19 protein-coding genes and 1 other RNA gene are annotated in these 22871 nt (G+C 73.3%); 5 read left to right on the top strand and 15 right to left on the bottom strand.

Features of this window, described 5'->3' with window-relative positions:
• Positions 1–67: 67 nt before the first annotated feature.
• The 5 genes from ACIPYQ_RS00280 to ACIPYQ_RS00260 all read right to left on the bottom strand — a co-directional run bounded on the left by ACIPYQ_RS00280 (position 68) and on the right by ACIPYQ_RS00260 (position 5272).
• On the bottom strand, positions 68–640 hold the full coding sequence (locus ACIPYQ_RS00280; RefSeq protein ID WP_401244824.1) for a CGNR zinc finger domain-containing protein: 573 nt from the start codon (positions 638–640) through the stop codon (positions 68–70).
• Between the two features lie 369 nt (positions 641–1009).
• Positions 1010–1558 (bottom strand): GNAT family N-acetyltransferase, encoded by a 549-nt coding sequence (locus ACIPYQ_RS00275; protein WP_401244822.1) that lies wholly within the window; start codon positions 1556–1558, stop codon positions 1010–1012.
• A gap of 9 nt (positions 1559–1567) precedes the next feature.
• Positions 1568–2743 carry a uroporphyrinogen-III synthase gene (locus ACIPYQ_RS00270; protein ID WP_401244820.1) on the bottom strand — a complete coding sequence of 392 codons (1176 nt, stop codon included), beginning with the start codon at positions 2741–2743 and terminating at the stop codon, positions 1568–1570.
• A 95-nt stretch (positions 2744–2838) separates the two neighbouring features.
• A complete protein-coding gene (locus tag ACIPYQ_RS00265) occupies positions 2839–4209 on the bottom strand; it encodes a nitrate/nitrite transporter (protein WP_401244818.1) in 1371 nt (456 codons plus the stop codon).
• A 97-nt stretch (positions 4210–4306) separates the two neighbouring features.
• Positions 4307–5272 (bottom strand): LysR family transcriptional regulator, encoded by a 966-nt coding sequence (locus tag ACIPYQ_RS00260; RefSeq protein ID WP_401244816.1) that lies wholly within the window; start codon positions 5270–5272, stop codon positions 4307–4309.
• 84 nt (positions 5273–5356) lie between these two features.
• Here ACIPYQ_RS00260 and ACIPYQ_RS00255 point away from each other — a divergent pair, with 84 nt between their 5' ends.
• Positions 5357–6724, top strand: a complete 1368-nt coding sequence (locus ACIPYQ_RS00255; RefSeq protein WP_401244814.1) for an MFS transporter — start codon at positions 5357–5359, stop codon at positions 6722–6724.
• Here the strand turns inward: ACIPYQ_RS00255 and ACIPYQ_RS00250 are convergent.
• Entirely contained in the window at positions 6709–6987 is a 279-nt protein-coding gene (locus ACIPYQ_RS00250) for a hypothetical protein (RefSeq protein ID WP_401244812.1), read from the bottom strand. The two genes, ACIPYQ_RS00255 and ACIPYQ_RS00250, sit on opposite strands and share 16 nt — an antisense overlap.
• An 816-nt stretch (positions 6988–7803) precedes the next feature.
• On the opposite strand from ACIPYQ_RS00250, the gene ACIPYQ_RS00245 reads away from it, so the two are divergent.
• On the top strand, positions 7804–8019 hold the full coding sequence (locus ACIPYQ_RS00245) for an SH3 domain-containing protein (RefSeq protein ID WP_401246059.1): 216 nt from the start codon (positions 7804–7806) through the stop codon (positions 8017–8019).
• 145 nt (positions 8020–8164) lie between these two features.
• Here the strand turns inward: ACIPYQ_RS00245 and ACIPYQ_RS00240 are convergent, their stop codons facing one another.
• The 6 genes from ACIPYQ_RS00240 to ftsE all read right to left on the bottom strand — a co-directional run bounded on the left by ACIPYQ_RS00240 (position 8165) and on the right by ftsE (position 12849).
• The gene (locus ACIPYQ_RS00240) at positions 8165–8746 is read right to left on the bottom strand and encodes a Uma2 family endonuclease (protein WP_351297544.1); all 582 of its coding nucleotides are present in this window, start codon (positions 8744–8746) and stop codon (positions 8165–8167) included.
• A 202-nt stretch (positions 8747–8948) separates the two neighbouring features.
• Positions 8949–9337: a transfer-messenger RNA gene (gene ssrA, locus ACIPYQ_RS00235) on the bottom strand.
• Positions 9338–9421: 84 nt separating this feature from the next.
• Positions 9422–9907 (bottom strand): SsrA-binding protein SmpB, encoded by a 486-nt coding sequence (smpB, locus tag ACIPYQ_RS00230; protein WP_361761784.1) that lies wholly within the window; start codon positions 9905–9907, stop codon positions 9422–9424.
• A gap of 18 nt (positions 9908–9925) precedes the next feature.
• Positions 9926–11107, bottom strand: coding sequence for a S41 family peptidase (locus ACIPYQ_RS00225; protein ID WP_401244810.1), 1182 nt, complete (start codon positions 11105–11107; stop codon positions 9926–9928).
• 67 nt (positions 11108–11174) lie between these two features.
• Complete coding sequence (gene ftsX, locus ACIPYQ_RS00220) at positions 11175–12143, bottom strand: permease-like cell division protein FtsX (RefSeq protein ID WP_361761790.1); 969 nt, start codon at positions 12141–12143, stop codon at positions 11175–11177.
• 16 nt (positions 12144–12159) lie between these two features.
• A complete protein-coding gene (ftsE, locus tag ACIPYQ_RS00215) occupies positions 12160–12849 on the bottom strand; it encodes a cell division ATP-binding protein FtsE (protein ID WP_030011324.1) in 690 nt (229 codons plus the stop codon).
• Positions 12850–13087: 238 nt separating this feature from the next.
• Here ftsE and ACIPYQ_RS00210 point away from each other — a divergent pair, with 238 nt between their 5' ends.
• The gene (locus ACIPYQ_RS00210) at positions 13088–13279 is read left to right on the top strand and encodes a hypothetical protein (protein ID WP_030662818.1); all 192 of its coding nucleotides are present in this window, start codon (positions 13088–13090) and stop codon (positions 13277–13279) included.
• A 119-nt stretch (positions 13280–13398) separates the two neighbouring features.
• On the opposite strand, the gene prfB is transcribed toward ACIPYQ_RS00210, so the two are convergent.
• Positions 13399–14508: a peptide chain release factor 2 gene (gene prfB / locus ACIPYQ_RS00205; protein ID WP_361761794.1), complete on the bottom strand. Its 1110-nt coding sequence runs from the start codon at positions 14506–14508 to the stop codon at positions 13399–13401.
• 316 nt (positions 14509–14824) lie between these two features.
• Here prfB and ACIPYQ_RS00200 point away from each other — a divergent pair, with 316 nt between their 5' ends.
• Complete coding sequence (locus ACIPYQ_RS00200) at positions 14825–15826, top strand: 2-oxoglutarate and iron-dependent oxygenase domain-containing protein (RefSeq protein WP_361761797.1); 1002 nt, start codon at positions 14825–14827, stop codon at positions 15824–15826.
• Between the two features lie 302 nt (positions 15827–16128).
• Here the strand turns inward: ACIPYQ_RS00200 and ACIPYQ_RS00195 are convergent, their stop codons facing one another.
• Positions 16129–17376, bottom strand: coding sequence for a serine/threonine-protein kinase (locus ACIPYQ_RS00195; RefSeq protein WP_361761800.1), 1248 nt, complete (start codon positions 17374–17376; stop codon positions 16129–16131).
• Between the two features lie 159 nt (positions 17377–17535).
• On the bottom strand, positions 17536–19329 hold the full coding sequence (locus tag ACIPYQ_RS00190) for a protein kinase (protein WP_401244806.1): 1794 nt from the start codon (positions 19327–19329) through the stop codon (positions 17536–17538).
• A gap of 458 nt (positions 19330–19787) precedes the next feature.
• On the opposite strand from ACIPYQ_RS00190, the gene ACIPYQ_RS00185 reads away from it, so the two are divergent.
• Positions 19788–22871 carry an FHA domain-containing protein gene (locus ACIPYQ_RS00185; protein ID WP_401244804.1) on the top strand — a complete coding sequence of 1028 codons (3084 nt, stop codon included), beginning with the start codon at positions 19788–19790 and terminating at the stop codon, positions 22869–22871.

Genomic DNA, 22871 nt, shown 5'->3' with positions numbered 1-22871 from the left:
CCGTACGCGAACCGGCCCCCTGTCCGCACGCCCGTTCCGGAACCGGTCTCGCTGAGTGATACGCGCGTTACCGGGATCCGGACGCCAGGACCCGGCGGCGGTGCCGGGCGACGCGCTCGCGGTTGCCGCACAGCTCGCTGGAGCACCAGCGGCGGCGGTGGCCGCGGGAGGTGTCCAGGTAGACGCGGGTGCAGCCGTCTCCCTCGCAGGCCCGCAGGAGTGCCAGGTCACCGGGGTCGGTGAGCAGCTCGACGGCGTCCCGGGCGACGGCGGCGAGCAGCGCGCCGCATTCCACGCCGCCGCACAACTCCCGTACGAGGTGCCCCTCTTGGTCCCGTACGGCACACAGTCCGGGGGGTGGTCCGGCGGCCAGCGCGTTGACCCGGGCAAGGGCGTTCGCCGCGCCCGCGGACGGGGCCGCGGTGCCGGCGAGCTCCGCCCGTACGAGGGTTTCCACGTCGCCGCGCAGGGCCCGGAAGGCCGCGGCCCAGTCGGGTCCCACCCGCGCCAGCGGTGTCCGGTCGGGCACCAGCCCGGCCCCGGCGAGCCAGACCCGCAGCTCGTCGCCGTCCGGGATCCCCTCGTGGGGGGTGAAGGTGGCCACCAGGTCCAGACAGACGCGCCCGGAATCGAACCGCATGCCGTCAGCCTCCCGTCGTGGGGTGCCGTACCAGATTGCCCGCCTGCCGCCTGCGGGGGAAGCCCCCGAACCGGTGGGCCCGGGTCGCCGCTGCGCGAAGCCGTCCCCTACCCGCCCTTCCTCCGTTCCCCGGGCTCTGCCCGGACCCCGCGCCTCAATCGCCGGCGAGGCTGGATACGCCGATGCGCGCACTTGTGAGCTGACGCCGGCCAAAATCAGCCCCTCCGGCGTTTGAGGAGCGGGTCCGGGCGGAGCCCGGTACCCGGCGGAGCCGGGTTTCTCCCCCCAGCTACCGCTGGGAGGTGCCCCCTGGGGCTCCGCCCCAGACCCCGCTCCTCAAACGCCGGAGGGGCTGAAACGGCGCCCCGGCTAAAGGGGTGGGGGGTTGTCGTGGAGGAGGCGTTGGAAGAGGCGGTGGTCGCGCCAGGCGCCGTTGATGTGGAGGTAGCGAGGGGCGAGGCCGTAGAACTCGAAGCCCGCCTTCGCCAGCACCCGCTGCGAGGCGAGGTTGTCGACCAGGGTCCCGGCTTCCACCCGGTGCAGGCCGACCTCGTCGCGGGCGACCCGGCAGACCTCCTCCACCGCCGCCGTGGCCAGCCCCTTGCCGTGCCAGGCGGGGTCGACCCAGTAGCCCAGGCCGCCGCTGCACAGCGGCCCGTGGGCGATGGAGCCCAGGTTGATCGCGCCGACGGGTGCGCCCGTGGCCGTCTCCACGAGCACGTACGGGAGGATCCGCCCCGCGTCCCGCTCGGCGAGGATCCCCTCGATGCGTTCCCGCTGGCCCTGCTCCGTGTAGTACGCGTCCGACCGGTTCGGCTCCACGAACGCCATGAACGCCCGGTTCCGCGCGAACGTCTCCGCCAGCCCGGCGGCGTCGCCGAGCTCGACGCCCCTCATCTCCACGCCGTCAATGATCATCCCGGCACGCTAGCCGAGGACCCCCCTGGCCGTCACGGCGTCCAGCGGGAGCTCCCCGTACTTGGTCTCGCCGCCCGCGTCCAGCGACAGCCGGTACCCCCGCTTGACGACGGTCTGGATCAGGTTCGGCACGCCGAGCGCCGCCCGCAGCCGGGCCATCGCCGTCTCCACGGCGTGCTCGTCGCGGCCCGCGCCCGGCAGCGCCCGCAGCAGTTCCGCGCGGGCCACCACCCAGCCGGGCCGCCGGGCCAGGGCCCGCAGCAGGGCCATCCCGGCGGGCGGGACCGGCCGCAGCCGCGCGTCCACCAGAACGGCGTGCCCGCGGATCTCGACCCGGTGCCCGGCCACCGGCAGCACCCGGGCCCGGCCCGGCAGCTCCTGGCAGAGCAGCTGCACCAGCGGGCCCAGCCGGAAGCGTTCCGGCTGCACCGTGGCCACCCCGTGCGCCTGCAGCGGCAGCGCGGTCACGGGCCCGACGCACGCGGACACCAGCGGGCCGCGCAGTGCCTCCAGCACGGCCTCCCGTACGCCCCGCTCCTCGGCCCGGGACAGCAGGGAGGCGGCCGCCGGCGCCGAGGTGAAGCTGACGGCGTCCACCCCGCCGCCGACGATCGCGTCGAGCAGCCGGTCGAGCGGCCCGAGGTCCTCCGGCGCCATCCACCGGTACACCGGCACCACGACCACGTCGGCTCCGCCGGCCCGCAGCGCCTCGACGAAGCCGGGCAGCGGCTCCCCGTGCAGCTGGAGTGCGATCCGCCGGCCAGCCACCCCGGCCGTCAGCAGGCGTTCCAGTACCTCGGCGAGGGATTCGGACTCCGGGGACCAGGTCTCCACGAGCCCGGCGGCTCGGATGGCGCCCTTCACCTTCGGTCCGCGCGCGAGGAGTTCGGTGGCCCGCAGCCGCTCCAGCAGTTCCTCGCCGATGCCCCACCCGTCGGCGGCCTCGATCCATCCCCGGAAGCCGATGGCGGTGGTGGCCACGACGACGTCCGGTGCGCAGCCGATGAGTTCCTTGGTGGCGGCGAGGAGTTCGCTGTCGTCGGCGAGGGGCACGATCCGCAGCGCGGGCGCGTGCAGCACCGCCGCTCCGCGCCGCCGCAGCAGCGCGATGAGTTCGTCCGCCCGCCGGGCAGCGGTGACGCCGACGGTGAAGCCCGCGAGTGGGCCGGTGTTCGTGTCGTCCATCGTGACCTGCCTAGTGACGCATGTGGGGGCGGTACGGGTGGACCGAGTCTGCCCACACGTCGTGTCGGACTCGGTTCACCTGTATTTCGCCCCGGTTACACCGACGTGAGCTGCGGTTTCGTCTCGACGCCGACCGTGTGGATCACCGGGGCCGCCGGCCGGCGAAGGTATACCGCCCAGGTCACCGCGCAGCACAGGGCGTAGAAGCCGAGGAAGGTGACGAAGGCCGCCGTGCCGGACCCGGAGCTGAGGAAGGCCTCCCGGAAGACGAGGTTGATGCCGAGTCCGCCGAGTGCGCCGACCGCTCCGATGAGTCCCATGGCGGCTCCGGAGAGGCGCCGTCCGTAGGCCGCGGCCTCCTCGCCGCCCATGCCGCGGGCCAGTGCCTTCGCCTGGAAGATGCCCGGGATCATCTTGTACGTCGACCCGTTGCCGAGGCCGCTCAGGACGAACAGCGCCACGAACCCGACGAGGAAGACGGGCAGCGAGGACCGGCCCGAGGCGAACACGACGACCCCGGTCGCCGCCGCCATCGCCACGAACGTCCCCAGGGTGATCCGCGCCCCGCCGAAGCGGTCCGCCAGCGCCCCGCCCACCGGCCGGATCAGCGATCCGAGCAGGGGCCCGATGAAGGTCAGCGAGGCGGCCTGCAGCGGGGTGCGGCCGAACTGGGTCTGCAGCACCAGGCCGAAGGCGAAGCTGTAGCCGATGAAGGACCCGAACGTCCCGATGTAGAGGAACGACATGATCCAGGTGTGGGCGTCCTTCAGCGCCTCGCGGACGGCGCCGGTGTCGTTGCGCACGGGCGCCAGGTTGTCCATCCGTACGGCCGCCAGGACCGCCGCGAGCACGATCAGCGGGATGTAGGCGCCGAGCAGGAGCCGCGGGTGCGTGGCCCCGGCGGTGGCGATGACCAGCAGTCCGGCCAGCTGCACCACGGGCACGCCGATGTTGCCGCCGCCGGCGTTCAGGCCGAGCGCCCAGCCCTTCTTGCGGAGCGGGAAGAAGGCGTTGATGTTGGTCATGGAGGAGGCGAAGTTTCCGCCGCCCACCCCGGTGAGGGCCGCGACGAGCAGGAAGGTCCCGTACGAGGTCCCGGGCTCCATGACCACCATTGCGGCCACCGTCGGCGCGAGCAGCATCAGCGCGCTGAAGACGGTCCAGTTCCGGCCGCCGAAGCGGGCGACGGCGAAGGTGTACGGCACCCGCACCACGGCGCCGACGAGGGTCGCGGTCGCAATGAGGAAGAACTTCCCGGCCGGGTCGATCCCGTAGGCGGGGCCCATGAAGAGCACCATCACGGACCAGAGCGACCAGATGGAGAACCCGATGTGTTCGGAGAGCACCGAATAGATGAGGTTGCGGCGGGCGGTCTTCTCCCCCGTCTCCTTCCAGAAGGTCTCGTCCTCGGGATCCCACTGCTCGATCCAGCGGCCTCCCCTGCGCGGTGCGGTCGTACCGGTCATCACACGCCTCCACAGCTGTCGCGTCCGTGGTGACGACCGTAGGAAGGGCGCGTTTCGGCCCCGGTCCCCGCCGGATGACCGCCGGGAAACCTTGCTCTCACCCGCCGCCGGGGCCGTGTGTGAGCCCCTTCGGCCGCCAGCTGCCGGGAGGAGGATCCAGCCACCCTCGGTCGGCCGCGAGGCCGGCGGCCGCGGCGCGCAGGGCGTCCAGCCCGGGATGGGCGAGGCCCCTCCTCCACACCATGGACAGCGGGGACAGCGGCACCGGGTCGGTCAGCGGCCGCTTCACGGATGCCGGCATGTCGAGGAAGCCCACGGTCACCAGCACCGGGTTGCGGGTCTTGGCCATGACCCGGACGAACTCCTCCTTGCCGACCGCCACCGGCGCGGGCGGCGCCGGCTCGATGCCCCGCCCGGCGAACAGCTCGCGGGCCAGCCCCGTCCACTCGGCGGTCCGCGGGTTCCCGGCGCCGACGTACACGGTCTCCCCGGCGAGCGCGTCCAGCGGTACGGTCTCCCGCGCAGCCAGCGCGTGACCCTCGGGCAGCAGCACGGCGAGCGGCTCGTACCGCACGGGCATCGCCTCGAGCCCCGCCCGCAGCGCCGGGTCCAGACCGTCCGCGTATCCGAAGGCCACGTCGAGCCGGCCTGCGGTGATCTCGGCGGCGGCGTAGGTGAGCCCGCTCTCGAAGCGGGCCATCAGCTCGCAGTCCGGGGCGAGTTCGCGGGCCCTCACCAGCACGGTCCGCTGGGTGCAGGGCCCGTCGGTGTTCAGGTCGACGAGGAGCGGGCGGGGCGCGGCGAAGGCGGCGGCGAGCTCCTCGTGCGCGGCCAGCACGCGCCGGGCCAGCGGCAGCAGCCGCTGCCCGTCGGCGGTCAGCTCCACCTGCCGGGTGGTCCGCAGGAACAGGGGTGCGCCCAGGGCCTGTTCGAGCCGCCGGACATCGCGGCTGAGCGCCTGCTGGGCCACGTAGAGGCGGGCGGCGGCGCGGGTGAAGTGCAGCTCCTCGGCGGCCGCGACGAAGCCGCGCAGCAGCCTGGGGTCGACATCGCGGGGATTCACCCCCGGAGACTAACAACAGAGGGCGGTGAATGGGCTCCGAACAGGTGTTGGACCGGGACGGGGGCCGGGCCCGAGGCTTTTCCCATGCCCGCCACGACCACGACCGCCGCCCGCACTGCAGCCGCCCGCCCCGCTGCCGCCCGTACCGCCGCCGCCCCGCGCATGACCGTCACCGGCAGCACCCTCGTCATCGCCGGACCGCTCGCCGGACCGCCCGCCGGTCACTCCCGGCCCGCCCGCACGCCCCAGGGCCCCTACCGCCGCCTGTTCGCCCGGCCCGGTACCCGCGGATTCACCGCCGGGAACCTCCTCGCCCGGCTCCCCATGGGCATGTTCGGGGTCAGCGCGGTCATGATGATCGCCGGGCAGCGCGGCTCGTACGCCCTCGCCGGCGCGGTCACGGCGACCGGCCTGGCCGCCACCGCGCTGGTCGCGCCCTTGACCGCCCGGCTGATCGACCGCCACGGCCAGGCCCGGATCGCCGTACCGGCCACCCTGATCGCGGTCCTCGGCTCGCTCTCGCTGATCGCCTGCGTGCGTACCGGGGCCCCCGCCTGGACCCTCTTCGCCTCGTACGCCGCGACCGCCACCACCCCCAACATCGGCGGCATGTCCCGCGCCCGCTGGACGCACCTGCTGCGCGACTCCCCGGCCGCGCACCACACGGCGATGTCCTTCGAACAGGCCGCGGACGAGCTCTGCTTCATGCTCGGACCGGTCCTGGCGGCCTTCCTCTGCAGCGCCGTCTTCCCCGAGGCGGGCACCCTCACCGGCGCGGCCCTGCTGCTCACCGGCATGCTGGTCTTCACCTCCTGCCGCGCCACGCAGCCCCCGGTGGCCGCGGCGCCCCGGAAGGGCTCACCGCTGCGCGCCCTCGGCCCGCTGCTGCCGCTCTTCCTCGTCACCGGCGTGGTCTTCGGCTCGATGGAGATCACCTCGATCGCGTACCTCGACGCCCGCGGCCTCGGCGCCTCCTCCGGTCTGGTCCTGGCCCTGCAGGCCGCGGGATCCTGCGCGGCGGGCCTGCTCTACGGCACCCTGCGCCCCCGCTCGCTGAAGGCCTGCGTGTGCGTCCTGGCCGTCTTCATGACCCTCCCTTGGGCCGCCGCGGCCACCGGCTCCCTGCCCGCCCTCGGCTGCGCCCTCCTCCTGGCCGGCATGGCCACGGCCCCGACGATGGTCGCGGCGATGTCCCAGGTCCATGCGCTGACCCCCGAAGGACGCCTCAACGAGGGCATGACGCTGGCGGTCACCGCGATCTTCGCGGGCATCGCGGCCGGTTCGGCCGGCGCCGGCCTCGCGGTGGAGAGCCTGGGCCCGGCCGCCGCCTACGCGGTGCCGGCCGCGGCCGCGCTGATCGCGCTGGCGACCACCGTGCCGGGACGATTCGTGCGGCGGCCGAGTGATCGTTCCCGCGTGGTACGCACCGCCACCGCTCATGATCCGCAATAACTGGGGGTGCCTTCCCCCGCGCCCTTCTCCTTTGCGGAGGAACACCCCTTGCTGTCTGCTTCCCGCTCCGTGCCCGCGGCCCTGATCGTCGCAGCCGTCACCGCCACCTGTCTGGTTCCGGCCGTACCGGCCCTCGCCGACTCGACGAACATCCGGTTCTCCCAGCCGTACGTCCCCTCGATCGCCCCCGGGAAGAGCGCCCGCGTGGTCATCGCGGCCGTCAGCGGGTCGGACCCGGCCGTCAGCGGCACCTTCCGGATCACCGCCCCGGAACGGACCACGTTCCCGGAGACCCGCTTCTACTGGAACGGCCGGCGCGTGGCCAGCGCCTGCACCCGGTCGGCGGACGCACGCCTGCTGACCTGCGACGCGGGCACCCGCGCCGGCTTCCGCTTCCCGGCGAACGCACAGACCCAACTCGGCGTGTCCGTACGGGTCGACGCGAGCGCCCCGCAAGGCACGACGCTGACCGGCGGCGAGTGGGAGACCGGAGCCTCCGAGGCCGTGCTGTTCGCCGTGGCCACCGCGGTGACCGGCCCCAAGGGCGACAGGGGTGACAAGGGAGACGACGGACACCACGGGCACGACGGCAAGCCCGGCCACCACGGCAAGCCCGGCCGCCCCGGCCCCAAGGGCGAGAAGGGGGACAAGGGCGAGCGCGGCGAACGGGGCGAGCGTGGCGACACCGGCCGGGAGGGCCCCGCCGGCCCTCAGGGCCCGCAGGGTGAACAGGGCGAGCAGGGTGAACGGGGCGAGCAGGGTGAACGGGGCGAACCGGGCCCGTCCCGAGGCCCGAAGGGCGAGAAGGGCGAGAAGGGCAAGCCCGGACCGGAGGGCAAACGCGGCCCCGGGGCCACAAGGGCGACGACGGCAAGCCCGGACGCCAGGGCCCGAAGGGCCACACGGGCAAGACCGGCCCCCAGGGACCGAAGGGGCACCCCGGCAAGACCGGGCCTCAGGGACCGAAGGGACACACGGGCAAGACCGGCCCCGAAGGACCCCGCGGCCCCAAGGGCGACACCGGCAAGCCCGGCACGTGCAAGAAGTGCGACGGCCACCACGAGACCCCGAAGGCCAAGATCGTCTCCCCCGGGAAGGGCCTCCGCGTCCACTCCGGCCCCGGCACGCACTACGCGAAGACGGGCAAGGTCCACACGGGCACCGTGGTCCCCCTCCAGTGCAAGGTCAACGCCCAGAACGTCGAGGGCAATTCGCTCTGGTACAAACTCGCCGACGGCTCCGGCTGGATCGCGGCCCGCTACGCCCTGAACCTCAACAAGGTGCCGTTCTGCTGACAGCGGCCCGCCCGGCATGACAAAGGCCCCGCAGCCTCTCGGCTGCGGGGCCTTCGGGCTGTCCACGACAGGGACGCCTCCCGGCAGCGGACGGCCACCACGAGCCAGAAGCAACGGTTGCCGTGCAGCGGGCCGCGGGCGTGCGTTACCGGCGGGGGGCGAGGGCGGTGAGGTCGATGTCCCCAGGGAACGGCACGGGCACGCTCAGCCGGTTGCGGTGGATGCCTGTCGCCACGTACGAGCGGGTAAGGGTGTCGAGCTCATAGGTGTGGATGACCGGGGTGCCGTTCTCGTCCTCAACCCGCCAGAAGTGCCGGATGCCTGCCTGGGCGTACTTGAACGGCTTGATGCTCCGGTCGCGGTCGGCCGACTCCTCCGAGACGACTTCGACCACCAGGGCCACGTCATCGGGCGCGTACCAGGTGCGGTCCGGGTCGTAGGCCGCCGTGACCGCGAGGATGTCCGGCTCAGGACGGGACCGCTTGTCGAGGCGGACGCTCATTTCCCGCTCGACCTCGAACCCCTCGGGGGCGGCGTGTCGCAGGGCGAAGGTCAGGTTCTCCACGACGCGGGAGTGCCACGACCGTTGCGGCGACATCATGAAGATCAGCGCTCCGTCGATCAATTCCGTGTGCCGGGGCGCCTCGGTGAGGTGGTCGAGGTCGTCCGCCTCCCAGCCGCTCGGGCGCGGAGGGAACATCCAGTCGGGGAGCGCGGGTGTGGCCATGGCGGTCTCCTCGGTGGTGGGTGGTGTGACCACGCTACCGGCCGGCGGGTGCGACAGGGGTGGAACCCTGCGGAAACGCCTGGCTCCTTCGAGGTCAGCGACGTTGTACGTTCGCCGTCGCGGGTGCCGATGGCCGCGAAATGAGAAAAACCCCCTGCCCTGCCGAAGTTCGCAGGTCAGGGGGCCTTTGCCCACATGGGATGAGTGGAGATGGCGGGAATCGAACCCGCGTCCAACGGTGCAGAAGCAGGGCTTCTCCGAGCGCAGTCCGCTGCGCTTTTCTCAGCCCCGGAGATCACACGGACAAGTCTCCGACGGGCTCAGTCACTGTTTGATTTCCCTCCAACCCCCGTGACCGGGGCTAGAGGTTTAGATCCCTAATTGACGCCAGGATCCGGACCGGGACCACTTCCGGGCTGACGCTCCTCACAGAGGCTTCAGCTCACTGTTATTAGGCAGCGAGGGTGAAGCGGGAGTTATCGCTCTTGGAGTTGGCGATTATTGTTTGCGACATGTGGTTAGCGAGATCATTGCCGCTTCCTCGGCTCGCTTCCCCTGCATCGACATCCGCTGTCGAAACCGATCATCCCCATGTTTTGTTAACAAGTAGCGTCCACCGCGAGCGGTGGGTGCTGACGCCATCGTACGCGAAGTGGACCACCGCGTGCCAGGAGGTTAAACCGTGCCCCGCTGCTTGCGGCGGATGGCCGAGATCGCCCGGTTCGTCTCGCGGGTGTCCTGCTTCTCCCGCAGGGTCTGACGCTTGTCGTACTCCTTCTTGCCCTTCGCCAGCGCGATCTCGACCTTCGCGCGGCCGTCCTTGAAGTACAGGGAGAGGGGCACGATCGTGTGACCCGTCTCCTCCGACTTGCGCTCCAGCTTGTCGATCTCCTCCCGGTGCATGAGGAGCTTCCGCTTGCGCCGGGCGCTGTGGTTGGTCCAGGTGCCCTGGCTGTACTCCGGCACGTGCACGTTGTAGAGCCACGCCTCGCGGCCCTCCACCGACACGAAGCCGTCCACCAGCGAGGCCCGGCCCTGGCGCATGGACTTGACCTCGGTCCCCGTGAGCACGAGTCCGCACTCGTAGGTGTCGAGGATCGTGTAGTCGTGCCGCGCCTTCTTGTTCTGGGCGATCAGCTTGCGCCCTTTTTCCTTAGCCATAGTGCGGTCATTTTCGCACTACGGACCCACCCCGAGGCCACCCAATACCGTGACGGCCCGTTCTTCGGCCCGCTCGCCCGCCGGCACGTCCGGGGTGATGCCGGCGCCGTCCAGGCTGCGGCCCCCCGGAGTGCGGTACGTGCCCACCGTCAGCTCGGCCACCGAACCGTCCGGGAGCTCGGTCGGCATCTGCACCGAGCCCTTGCCGAAGGTCCGGCTGCCCACGGCCACCGCCCGGCCCCGGTCCTGGAGGGCGCCCGTCACCAGCTCCGCCGCGCTCATCGTGCCGCCGTCGACGAGGGCCACCAGTGGCCGGGTGGTGTCCCCGCCCGGGGCCGCGTTCAGGACGCGCTGCTCGCCCCGTACGTCGTACGTCGCCACGAGCCCGCCGTCCAGGAAGGCGGAGGCGGCGGTGACCGCCTCGGTGACCAGCCCGCCCGGGTTGCCGCGCAGGTCGAGCATGACGCCGGCGCCGGCCGGGGCGGCGCGGACGGCGGCCTTGACCCGCTCGCCGGATCCGCGGGTGAAGGAGGTGACCTTGATGACGGTGACGCCGTCCGGGCGCTGCCGCACGGTCACGGGTTCGGTGCGCAGCTGCTCACGGCGGACGGTCTCGGTGAGGTCGGCGCCGTCCCGGCTCAGGTTCAGCACGACGGGGGTGCCGGCCGTGCCGCGCAGCAGGGCGACGACGTCGGTGACGGCCAGGCCGGTCACGGCGTGCCCGTCGACGCTCAGCAGCCGGTCCCCGGTGCGCAGTCCGGCCCGGGCGGCGGGGCTGCCGGGCTGGACCTTGTCGACCTTGATCACGCCGTCGTGGGCGCGTTCGGCCCAGACCCCGACGCCGGTCCAGTGGCCGTCGAGGCCCTCGGTGAAGGCGGCGTACTCGCCCTGGTCGTAGACGGTGCCCCAGCGGTCGCCGCTGCGGCTGACCACGTCCTGGGCGGCCTTCTTGCCGGACTTCCCCTCGGCGACGGCCTCGGCGGCGGCGCGGGCGACCGCGTCGCGGTCGGCGGTGCCGGCGGCGCGGGGGGCGCCGGACGCGGGGAGCTCCGTACGGGCCTCGGCGGCCGCGGCGCCGTCCTCCCGGTCCCAGCATCCGGTTAAGGCGCCGGTGGCGACGGCGGCGAGGAAGGCCAACGTCAAGACGGCCCCGCGACGCAGGTCGCGGGGCCGGAGACAGAAGGCGGGCAGAGCCGGCATGGCGCCGAGTCTAGGACAAGCCCCGCTCCGGTACGGATGGTTGGCCGTACCGCTCGCGGGGCGCTTGTCACACCTTCAGGTACTTGCGCAGGGCGACGAAGGCGGCCAAGGAGGGCATCAGGAGGCCGATGAAGAGCACGTACGGGAGCTTGGCCAGCACCGATCCCCAGCCCATGAAGTCGATCAGCTGGATCTTGTCGCGCAGTCCGACGCCGTGGTCGATCACGAAGTACTGGCCGGAGACGAGCATGGCGCAGGCGAAGAGCGCGCCGATGAGCCCGGCGAAGGCGGCCTCCATGATGAAGGGCACCTGGATGTAGAAGCTGGAGGCACCCACGAGCCGCATGATCCCCGTCTCCCGCCTGCGGCTGAACGCCGAGACGCGCACGGTGTTGACGATCAGCAGCAGCGCCACGATCAGCATGATCAGCATGATGCCGAGGGCTGCGTAGTTGAGGTAGTTGAGGATCCGGAAGAGGTCGTCGATCGCCTGGCGCTGGTCGTCGACGGTGTGGATGCCGTCGCGGCCCGCGAAGGCGGAGGTGACCACCTTGTACTTCTCCGGGTTCTTGAGCTTGACCCGGAAGGACTCCTGCATCTGGTCGGGCGTGATGGAGGAGGCCAGCGCGGTGTGACCGTACTGCTCCTGGTAGTGCTTGTACGCCTCGTCCGCGGACTCGTAGGCCACGGACTTGACCAGGGACATCTGCTTGAGCTCGGACTCGATCTGCTTCTTCTGCTCGTCGGTCACGGCGCCCTTGCGGCAGGTGGCGACGCCGCCGGCGCCGCCTCCCGAGCCGTCCGGTTTGGCGGCGGCCTCGCCTGCCTCCTGGGCGTCCTGCTTGTTGCAGAGGTAGATCGAGACGTTGGCCTTGTCGTACCAGAAGCCCTTCATCCTGCTGACCTGCTCGCTCATGAGCAGGGAGCCGCCGAACAGGGCCAGTGACAGGGCCACGGAGATGATGACCGCGAAGGTCATGGTGAGATTGCGGCGGAGACCTACGCCGATCTCCGACATGACGAACTGGGCGCGCATGACTCTCAAGGGCCTTTCAGTGCTGGTAGCCGTAGACGCCGCGCGACTGGTCGCGTACGAGTCGGCCCTGTTCGAGTTCGATGACGCGCTTGCGCATCTGGTCCACGATCTGCTGGTCGTGCGTGGCCATGATCACGGTGGTGCCGGTCCGGTTGATCCGGTCCAGCAGCTTCATGATGCCGACGGAGGTCTGCGGGTCGAGGTTGCCGGTGGGCTCGTCCGCGATCAGCAGGGCGGGGCGGTTGACGAAGGCGCGGGCGATGGCCACGCGCTGCTGCTCACCGCCCGAGAGCTCGCCGGGCATCCGCTCTTCCTTGCCGCCCAGGCCCACCAGTTCGAGGACCTGGGGGACGGCCTTGCGGATCTCGCCCCTCGGCTTGCCGATGACCTCCTGGGCGAAGGCCACGTTCTCGGCCACCGTCTTGTTGGGCAGCAGGCGGAAGTCCTGGAAGACGGTCCCCAACTGGCGCCGCATCTGCGGAACCTTCCAGTTGGAGAGCTTGGCGAGGTCCTTGCCCAGGACGTGCACCTGGCCGTGGCTCGCCCGCTCCTCGCGCAGGATGAGCCGCAGGAAGGTGGACTTGCCGGAGCCGGAGGAGCCGACGAGGAACACGAACTCGCCCTTGGCGATGTCGAGGGAGACTTCTCTGAGTGCAGGACGGCTCTGCTTCGGGTAGGACTTGGAGACGCTGTCGAATCGGATCACGGGTGCACCACGGTCGCCGGGAGTAGGTGTGCGTGACCATACGCGAACGGGCGCGAGGTGTGGACCCGGCAACCGGACTTGCCCGTTTTATCCCGGGGTGCGGGCCGCTCCGGACCGTGATTGCCCGGACGGGCCGCGCCGAATGTCGGCGAAGCTGGCACAGTGGTAGGGGGAACGGTCTGGTTCCCCACGCCGTTATAGGCAACAGACGACACCGAGGGGACGAGAGGAGGAGCGCATGACATATGACCGGCTCGTGTGCGCGAACTGCGCCGCACCCGTCAGCCAGGGCCGCTGCCCGGTGTGCCGGGCGAACCGGGAGCGCCTCCAGCAGGAGGGCCCCTTCTCCGGCCTGAACCCCGTGGCTCTCATCGTGCTCATGGTGGTCCTCGTGGCAGCCCTGGTGCTGGTGGCCCAGCAGACCGCCTAGCCGCGGTGCCCGCGGCCACCGCGCCGCGTACCGATCACCACACAGCACGAGGGCCCGGACATCACCGATGTCCGGGCCCTCGTCCACGTCCGTGGGGTCACTCGTCGTGGGGTCACTCGTTACGCGGTCTGCTCCTGCTGCTTGCGCCAGCGGATCCCGGCCTCCAGGAAGCCGTCGATCTCGCCGTCGAGCACCGCCTGCGGGTTGCCGACCTCGAACTCCGTCCGCAGGTCCTTGACCATCTGGTACGGGTGCAGGACGTAGGAGCGCATCTGGTTGCCCCAGGAGCTGCCGCCGTCCTTGAGGGCGTCCATCTTGTCCTTCTCCTCCTGGCGGCGCCGCTCGAGCAGCTTGGCCTGGAGGACGTTCATGGCGCTGGCCTTGTTCTGGATCTGCGAGCGCTCGTTCTGGCAGGACACCACGATGCCGGTCGGGATGTGCGTGATGCGCACGGCCGAGTCGGTGGTGTTGACGCCCTGGCCGCCGGGGCCGGAGGCGCGGTACACGTCGACGCGCAGCTCGGCCTCGTCGATCTCGACGTGGTCGCTGGTCTCGACGACCGGGAGCACCTCGACGCCCGCGAAGGAGGTCTGGCGGCGGCCCTGGTTGTCGAAGGGCGAGATCCGGACGAGGCGGTGGGTGCCCTGCTCGACGGAGAGGGTGCCGTAGGCGTACGGGGCCTTGACGACGAAGGTGGTCGACTTGATGCCGGCCTCTTCCGCGTACGAGGTCTCGTAGATCTCGGTGGAGTAGCCGTGCCGCTCGGCCCAGCGCAGGTACATGCGCTGGAGGCGCTCGGCGAAGTCGGAGGCGTCGACGCCGCCGGCCTCGGCACGGATGTTGACCAGGGCCTCGCGCTCGGCGTACTCGCCGGAGAGCAGGGTCCGGACCTCCATCTCGTCCAGCGCCTTGCGCACGGAGATCAGCTCCGCCTCGGCCTCGGCGAGGGTGTCCGCGTCGTCCATCTCCTGGGCGAGGTCGAACAGCACCGCGAGGTCGTCGATGCGCCCCCGCAGGGCCTCGGTCTTGCGAACCTCGGCCTGGAGGTGCGAAAGCTTGCTCGTGATCTTCTGGGCGGCCTCCGGGTCGTCCCACAGGGACGGCGCAGCGGCCTGCTCCTCGAGCACGGCGATATCTGCCCTCAGCTTGTCGAGGTCCAGGACGGCCTCGATCGACCCCATGGTCGAGGAGAGGGACTTCAGCTCTTCGGAAACATCGACGACTGCCACGGGTCCAGCGTAGCCGGTCCCCGGACAACGCCGTCCGGGCAGGCCGGATCGCCCGTACTGATGAAGGCTCGTACGGGCGTACGCTCACGGTATGACCGTTCTCCTCGTCAAGCGCCGCCATGTCGACCACATGCGTGTCACGACGACGAGCTGTCTGCCGCCGGACCGTACCCAAGCCTGATCCACCCCGATCCGACTTGGTCCTGTACGCGGCTCCCGCGGTCCCGGCACCACCCTCGTCGGCGACCCACCTCCACCCGCGGCCCCCACCATCTCTGGGGAACAGGACCCCGTGACATCCCGAAACGGAGCCGTCATGCCGTCCGCGCACACTCTCCCCGTCCTGGACCTCTCCCAGGCCGACGACCCGGCCCAGCGGGCCGAATTCCTGAAGCAGCTGCACGCAGCGGCCAGGGACACCGGCTTCCTGCACCTGACCGGGCACGGCGTCACCGCCGCCGAGAGCGCCCGCATCCTGGAGCTGACCAGGGCTTTCTTCGCCCTCCCGGAGGCCGACCGGCTCGCCGTGAGCAATCTGAACTCCCCGCACTTCCGCGGTTACACCCGGATCGGTCACGAGCTGACCGGCGGGGCCTCCGACTGGCGGGACCAGCTGGACGTGGGCGCGGAGCGCCCTGCGCCGGTCGTGGGTCCGGACGACCCGGCGTACCTGTGGCTGGAGGGCCCGAACCAGTGGCCCGCCGCGCTCCCGGAGCTCCGTACGGTGGTCCTGGACTGGCAGTCCCGCCTCGCGGCGGTGGCCCACCGGCTGCTCCAGGAGCTCCTCACCTCGATCGGCGCCCCGGCGGACTTCTTCGACGAGGCCTTCGCGGACCGCCCGCACCTGCACACGAAGCTGATCCGCTATCCCGGATCCGCCCCGTCCGGCGCCGACCAGGGGGTCGGCGCGCACAAGGACTACGGCTTCCTGACCCTGCTCCTGCAGGACTCGGTGGGCGGCCTGCAGGTCGTGCGCGACGGCGGCTACCTGGACGTCCCGCCGCTCCCGGGGGCGTTCGTGGTCAACCTGGGCGAACTGCTGGAGATAGCGACGGAGGGCTACCTGACGGCGACGGACCACCGGGTGGTGAGCCCGCCGGGGGCGGTGGAGCGGTATTCGGTGCCGTTCTTCTACAACCCGCGGCTGGACGCGGTCGTGGAGACCGTCCCGGGCGACTACCTGGCGTCGGCCCCCGGGGTCGCCCACGACGCGTCGAACCCGCTGCACGCCGAGTACGGGCGCAACGAGCTGAAGGGTTGGGTGCGGGCCCACCCCGCCGTGGCACGGCGCTGGCACCCGGAGCTTGTCCCCGCCTAGCCCCGGCTCCGCCCGGACCTGGGGCTCCGCCCCGCCAACCCACCGGGCTCCGCCCGGACCCTACGGCGCTCCGCGCCGCTCCTGGGGGCTCCGCCCCAGACCCTCCCCCAGACTCCGTCCGGGGGGACCCCCACTCCTCAAACGCCGGAGGGGCTGAAATAGCGCGGCTCCGCCCGGACCGGGGCCTCGAACGCCGGCAAATCCAGCCTCGCCGGCGTTTGAGGCGCGGGGTTCGGGGCGGAGCCCCGGTCTTGAAGCCGCGCCGGCGATTGAGGCGGGGGCCCAGCGGGCGGCCCGCAGGGCTACGGCTTACGGGGGACCGACTGCTTGGTGTCCTGGGGTGGGGGCTCGTCGCCCCCGGAGAAGGCCAGCCAGGTGCCCAGGCCGAGCGCCGCGGCCAGCGCGACGGCCGAGACGGACAGCACCAGCCGCCGCTTACGGGCGGCCTCGGCCCGGTGCCGGGCGGAGCCGGGCCGGTGGCCGCCGGCCGGACGCGGGACCCGCGCCGTGCCCAGCGCCCCGCCCGCCAGCTCGTCCGGCCCCGGCACCCGCATCGAGGTGTGGGTGTCCCGGTTGGAGTCCGTCGCGGACCCGGGGACGAGCGGGACCACGCCCCGGCGGCGGACCGGGTCCGCGGCCGGCTCGTCCGAGGGCTCGGGGTCCGGATCCGCGTCGTCCGGTTCGTCCACGTCCAGCGGCGGCATCCCGGCCAGCAGCGGCAGGAGGTCCCGCAGCCGCACCGAGAGCTCCGACGCCCGCAGCCGCGAGGCCGGGGCCTTCGCCAGGCACTGCACGATCAGCTGCCACAGCTCGTCGGGGATCCCCGGGAGCGGGACGACCGTCTCGGTCACGTGCCGCCGCAGCACCGCGCCCGGGTGGCCCCCGCCGAAGGGGGTGAAGCCGGCCAGGAGCTCGTACAGGACGGTGGCCAGGGCATATATGTCCACCGCCGCCCGCGGCGGCAGGCCTTCGACGATCTCCGGCGCCAGGTAGTCCGGCGTGCCGATGATCCGGGTGGTGGGGGCGGAGGCCCGGCCCGCGGAGGCCCGCCGCGGGGTGTCGATCAGCTTGGCCACGCCGAAGTCGGTCAGCAGGGCGGGGTGCGAGCCGCCCGGGCCGAGCGGGCCCTGCATGTCCAGCAGCACGTTCTCGGGCTTGACGTCGCGGTGGACGACCCCCGCCGCGTGCGCGGCGGCCAGCGCGTCGGCGACGTCCGCGACGATCGCCACGGCCGCCTCGGGGGCGAGCCGCCGCTCCCGGTCGAGCCGCGTGCGCAGGTCCGTACCGCGGACGAGGTCCATGACGAGGGCGAGGTCGTTGCCGTCCACGACGAGGTCGCGGACGGAGACCACGTGCGGATGGTCCAGGCCGAGCAGCGCGCTGCGCTCCTGGACGAAGCGTCCGACCAGCTCCTGGTCGGACGCGAGGTCCTCGCGCAGCAGTTTGACGGCGACGGGCCCGTCAGGCCCCTCGCCCAGCCACACCGTGCCCGCGCTGCCGCGCCCCAGGATCTGGTGCGCGGTGTACCGGCTGCCGATCTTCCGTGCCACGACTGCTCCCTCAGCGGCTGGCGTACGCACCAAAGCTACGCGGCCGGGTGGGCGTTGGAGGCCAGCAGGGGCCCGGATTCGCGGCGACCTTCACTTCTGCGGGCGAAATCACCCCGCAGAAGTCGACAAATCCACGAAGTCGGCGCTACGGACCTCGTTTCAGGACTTGGTGGAGCCCGAGGAACCGGAGCCCGCGGAGTCGCCGACCGTGCTCACCCAGTCGACGATGCCGCTGCCCCAGGTCCACAGCTGGTCGAACCAGCCGCGGCCGGTGCCGACCCACTCCTGGAGCGGGGTGAGCTCCCAGACCAGCCAGCCCGCCACGACGAAGAGCAGGATGACGACCAGGCAGCCCTTGAGGCAGCCGAGGCCGGGGATCCGCACCGGGTTGGCACTGCGGCGGCGCGGCTCGCGGGGCTCCCGGGGGGCCGGCTGCCGGGGCGGCGGGCTCTGCGGGGGCTGCTGCTGCGGAGGCGGCTGGGGCTGGCGGTACTGCGGCTGCTGCGGCTGCTGGTACTGCTGAGGCTGGCGCTGCTGCTGCGGCTGGTAGTGCTGCGGCGGCGGAGGCGGCGGCGCGTACTGCTGCTGGGGCGGCTGCTGCGGCTGGCGGTACTGGGGCTGCTGCGGCTGCTGGTACTGCTGCTGCGGCGGGCCCTGCCGGTACGGCTGCTGCTGCGGGGGCTGCTGCTGCGGCCGGTGCTGCGGCGGCGGGGGCGCCTGCCGCTGCGGGCGGCGCCGCAGCGGGTCCTCGCTCGGGTCCAGGTACTGGACCTGCGTCTGCTCGTTGCGGTCGCGGGCGGCCGCCATCTGCGACTGCCACGGGTGCGGCTGGTCCGGCTGCTGCACGGGCGGCATGACCGAGGTCGGGTCGGCCGCGGGGCCTCCCGTGCTCGGCAGCACCGAGGTGGCGTCGGCGGCGCCGACCGGCGGCATGACGCTGGTCATGGCGTTCGGGTCGTAGGCGCCCATCGGGGAGCCCGCCCCGGACGGCAGCACCTGGGTGGGGTCGGCGGCGCCCGGTGTCGCGGGGACCGGCGCCGGCGAGGGGTCGGGGGCGAGCAGCGCGCCCACCCCGAGCGCGGCCTCCACGTCGGCGGACGTGGAGTGCACGCCGATGCCGGCGGCGACCACGCGCAGCGCGCGGGCCAGGCTGACGGCGCTGGGCCGCTCGTTCGGCTCCTTGCGCAGGCAGCGCTCGACGACCGTCCACAGCGGCTCGGGCACAGTCGAGGGGCGCTGGGGGTCCTCGCTGAGGTGGCGGTGGAGCACTTCGAGCGCGGTGCCGCCGGCGAACGGCGGCCGGCCGGTGAGCAGCTCGTAGAGGAGGATGCCGGCGCCGTAGATGTCGACGGCGGAGGTCTGCGGGCGGCCCTCGGCGGACTCGGGCGCGACGTAGGCCGGGGTGCCGACGAACTCGTGGGTGCGGGTCAGGCCCGGGGAGTCCGCGAGGCGGGCGATGCCGAAGTCGGTGAGCATCGGCTTCATCTGGCCGCCGCGCTCGTCGACCAGGACGTTGGCGGGCTTCAGGTCGCGGTGGACCACGCCGTCGGCGTGGCTGGCGGCGAGCGCGTCCGCGATCTGGGCGGTCAGCAGGCTCGCGGCGACCGGCGTGAACGGGCCGTTCTCGCGGAGGTACTTGTGCAGGTCCGGACCGTCGATCAGGTCCATGACGAGGGCGAGCAGATCGCCCTCGACGACGAGGTCGCGGGTGCGCACGATGTTGGGGTGGGTCAGGCGCAGCAGGACCGAGCGCTCGCGCAGGAAGCGCATGACGATGTCGGGGTCCTGGGCCAGCTCCTCCTTGAGGACCTTGATGGCCACGGTCTCGCCGGGCTGTCCGGCGACGGCCGCCTCCGCACCGGCGGCCTCCCTCTGGCGGGCACGCCAGACAGTGCCCGTGGCGCCGCGCCCGAGCGGCTCCTCGAGCAGGTATTTGCTGCCGACTGGCCGCACGTCTCGCGCTCCCCTGCTGTCGTCTGTTCCTGGTCGAATCGTGGTCGAGTTCTCGTCGATCCGCTGATTGGTTTTCCGGCCCACTCTAGGGGGTGTCCCCGTGGAAGACGCCGGTCGCCGGAGGTTGGTTGCCGCACATATGTACGGAGGGTGATGTTTGGGGGGTATGCCCGTGGCGTTTTTCCCTGTCTTTCCCACGCTCGCCGTCCGTATCCGGTCGAGGTCGGCGGAGGTCCGCGAGCCATCAAGATCATTTGTTGCCGGGTGCCGGGCGTGTTGTCCGCGACAGGTGCGAGGATGCACCCGTACGGACGGCACGGGACGGGAGCCCCGCCTTCCGGCAGACCTGACCGGACGACGCGTCCGTGCCGGGTGGGGGGCGATCGGGCAGTCATGTCCCGAACTTCCCCTTCCGGGCGCACACACCGCGCACCGCGCAGAAGGGACCGCTGACGGCGATGCAGATCCGGTTGACCGTCCTTGGGTCGCGCAGCGGCCACCAGACCGCGACCGCCCCCGCGAGCTGTGACGTGCTCGTCACGGCACCGGCCGGCACCGCGCTGGCCGCGGTCGCCTCCGGGCTCGCGGCGACCGTCGGCGGGCCCGACACCGGGGGCACGGTCGTGCTCTACGCCGGCTCCGAGCGCCTCGACCTCCAGCGGCGGGTGCTGGGCGAGCCGCCGCTCGTGGACGGCGCGGTCCTGGCGCTGCACGGGCCCGTGCCGGACGTGCTGCCCGAGGACGGCCTCGGCGCACCCCAGCTGCACGTCGTCGCCGGACCCGACGCGGGCGGCGTGCACCTGCTGCACAGCGGCCAGATCCGGGTGGGCCGCTCCTCCGACGCCGACGTCCCGCTGGACGACCCCGACGTGTCCCGGCTGCACTGCGCGGTCACGGTGATCCGCGACGGGCGGGTCGCGGTGGCCGACCTGGACTCCACGAACGGCACCACCCTCGACGGTTCCCCCGTGGGGCCCCAGCCGGTCGCCCTGCCGCCGGGGGCGCTGCTGCGGGTCGGCGAGTCCACGCTGCGGCTCGCGCCCGCGGGCGCGACGCCCCCGCTGCCGGTGACCCCGGACCAGGAGGGCCACCTCTCCGTGCCGCCCCCGGCGGGCGCCGCCGGTTGGTCGGGCGCCGCCGGTGCGCCGGCCGGCGCCGCCACCGCGCCCGAGGCGCAGCACCCCGGGACCCCGGGCCCGACGGGCACCACGGGCCCGGCGCCGGACGGCTCCGCCGGAGCCGGACAGGTCACCGGGCCGGCCGGGTGGGCGGGTGCCTCCGGGACCCCGGACGCCCCGGGCGGAGCCGGCTCTCCGGGCTCCGGCGCGGCCGGAGCCGACGCGACCCCGGGGCCGCGCCCCGGCACCCCCGCCGGACCGCCGGACGCCTCCGCGTGGCCGCGCCCCGGCGGCGAGCCCGCCGCCCCCGCCGGCCGCCGCAAGGGGCTCGGGGCCTGGGCCCGCAAGTGGGTGCGCGGCGAGGACCTCGCCGAGGCCGCACCGGAGGCGGTGCCCACCGCCGCCGCCCCCGACCCCGACGACCCGGCCGCGCTGCTGCTGGCCGCCATGGGGCCCACCGAGCGCCTGTGGTCCCGTACGCCCGGGCAGCCCGGCCACGCCAGACTGCTGGAGGTGGGGCTCGGCGCCGGGAGCCGGGTGTCGCTGCCCGCCGTCGGCGCCCTCGGCCTCGCCGGCCCGCGGGCCCGGCTGACCGGGGCCGCCCGCTGGGCCGTCGCACAGCTGGCGGGACTGCACGCGCCGGGGCAGCTGGAGATCGTGCTCGTCTCCACCGACCGCACGCGCGGCCTCGCCGAGCGGCGGCGCGACTGGGGCTGGCTCGGCTGGCTGCCCCACGTACGGCCCGCGCACGGCCAGGACTGCCGGCTCCTCCTCGCGTACGACAAGGACCAGGCCGCCGCCCGCACCGGTGAGCTGACCCGGCGCCTGGACGACGGGCCGCTGGGCACGCACTGGGCCGCCGCCGATCCGGAGCGGGTCCGGCAGGCCGCCACCGCATACGCGGGCCCGTACACGCTCCTCGTCCTCGACGGCGATCCCGGGGCGGGCGCGCTGCGCGACGTCACCGGGCGGCTCGCCTCGCACGGCCCGGCCGCCGGAATCCACGTGCTCGCGCTGGCCGAGGCCCCGGCCGCCACCGCCGCCTCGCCGGTCGCCGACACCTACGAGGCCGCGTGCGCGGCCAACCCGGCCTTCCGGGACTGCGGCGCGGTCGCCCTGCTCAGCGGGGACGTGGCCACGGCCGTACGGACCTTCGCGGTCAGCGGCGGCCGCCCGGTCCCGTCCGGGGGCACCGCCACCGCCGACGCCGTCTCCGCCGCCTGGGCCGAGCGCTTCGCCCGGGCGCTGGCACCCCTGCGCACCACCGACGGCTGCTCCGGCGCCCCGTACCGGCCGTCCGCGGCCACCCTGCCCGCGACCGCCCGGCTGCTGGACGAGCTGGGGCTGGCCCGGGCCACCCCGGCCTCCCTGATGGCCCGCTGGGCCACCGCCACCGACCAGGGCCAGGGCACGGGCGGCCTCGCCGAGATCGTGCTGGGCAGCGGCCGGCGCGGCCCCGTCGGCACCGAGCTGGTCCACGACGGTCCGCACCTGCTCATCGAGGGGCCGGCCGGGAGCGGGCGGACGGAGCTGTTGCGGTCGGTGGCCGCTTCGCTGTCCGCGGCCGCCCGGCCCGACCGGCTCGGGCTGGTCCTCCTCGACGGGGCCGGCGGCGAGCGCGGTGACGGGCTGCTGCCCTGCACCGAACTCCCGCACGTCTCCGCCCACCTGGTCGCCTCCGATCCGGTGCGCATGCGGGAGTTCGCGCAGGCGCTGGGCGCGGAGCTCAAGCGCCGCGCCGAGCTGCTGGAGGGACTGCCGTTCGCCGAGTGGCACGCCCAGCGCGAGGTCTCCGACCGGCTGGTCGCGCCCCGCCAGCCCACCCCGGGCGAGCTGCGCGGCGACCTCGACCCGCAGCGCACCGGAACGCTCCGGCTCCGCGCTTCGACGCCCCGCACGGATCCGGCCGGTCCGAGCCCGCTGCCCCGCCTGGTGGTGCTGGTGGACGACCTCGACGCGCTGGTCGCGCCGGGACTCGGCAATACGGGCCGGCCCGCCGCCGGCTCGGTGGTGCGGGCCCTGGAGGCGGTGGCCCGCGAGGGCGCCCGGCTCGGCGTGCACCTGGTGGCCACCACCGCCCGCCCGGACCGCACGGCCGAGACGGGGCTGGCCCGGCTGACCACCCTGCGCGTGGAGCTCGACGCCCCCGACCAGCCGGGCCCCGGCCGCGGCCTGCTCCGTCACGCGGACGGCCGCACGATCCCGTTCCAGGCCGGCCGGGTCACCGGCCGGATCCCGCGGACGGCGACCCTGAGGCCGACCGTGGTCCCGGTGGAGTGGGAGCGGATGGGTGATCCGCCGGCCCGCCGTCCGGTGCGCGAACTGGGCAACGGGCCGACCGACCTCGCGCTGCTGGCCAGCGCCCTGGACCGGGCCTCGCACCTGGTCTCGGCGATACCCGTGCTGTTCCCGCCGGGTCCCTGA

The sequence above is a fragment of the Streptomyces sp. NPDC090045 genome, from assembly GCF_044747975.1.
Lineage (GTDB): Bacteria > Actinomycetota > Actinomycetes > Streptomycetales > Streptomycetaceae > Streptomyces.
The sequence above is the reverse complement of the archived record's forward strand: the minus strand, read 5'-3'. Positions and strand labels throughout refer to the sequence as shown.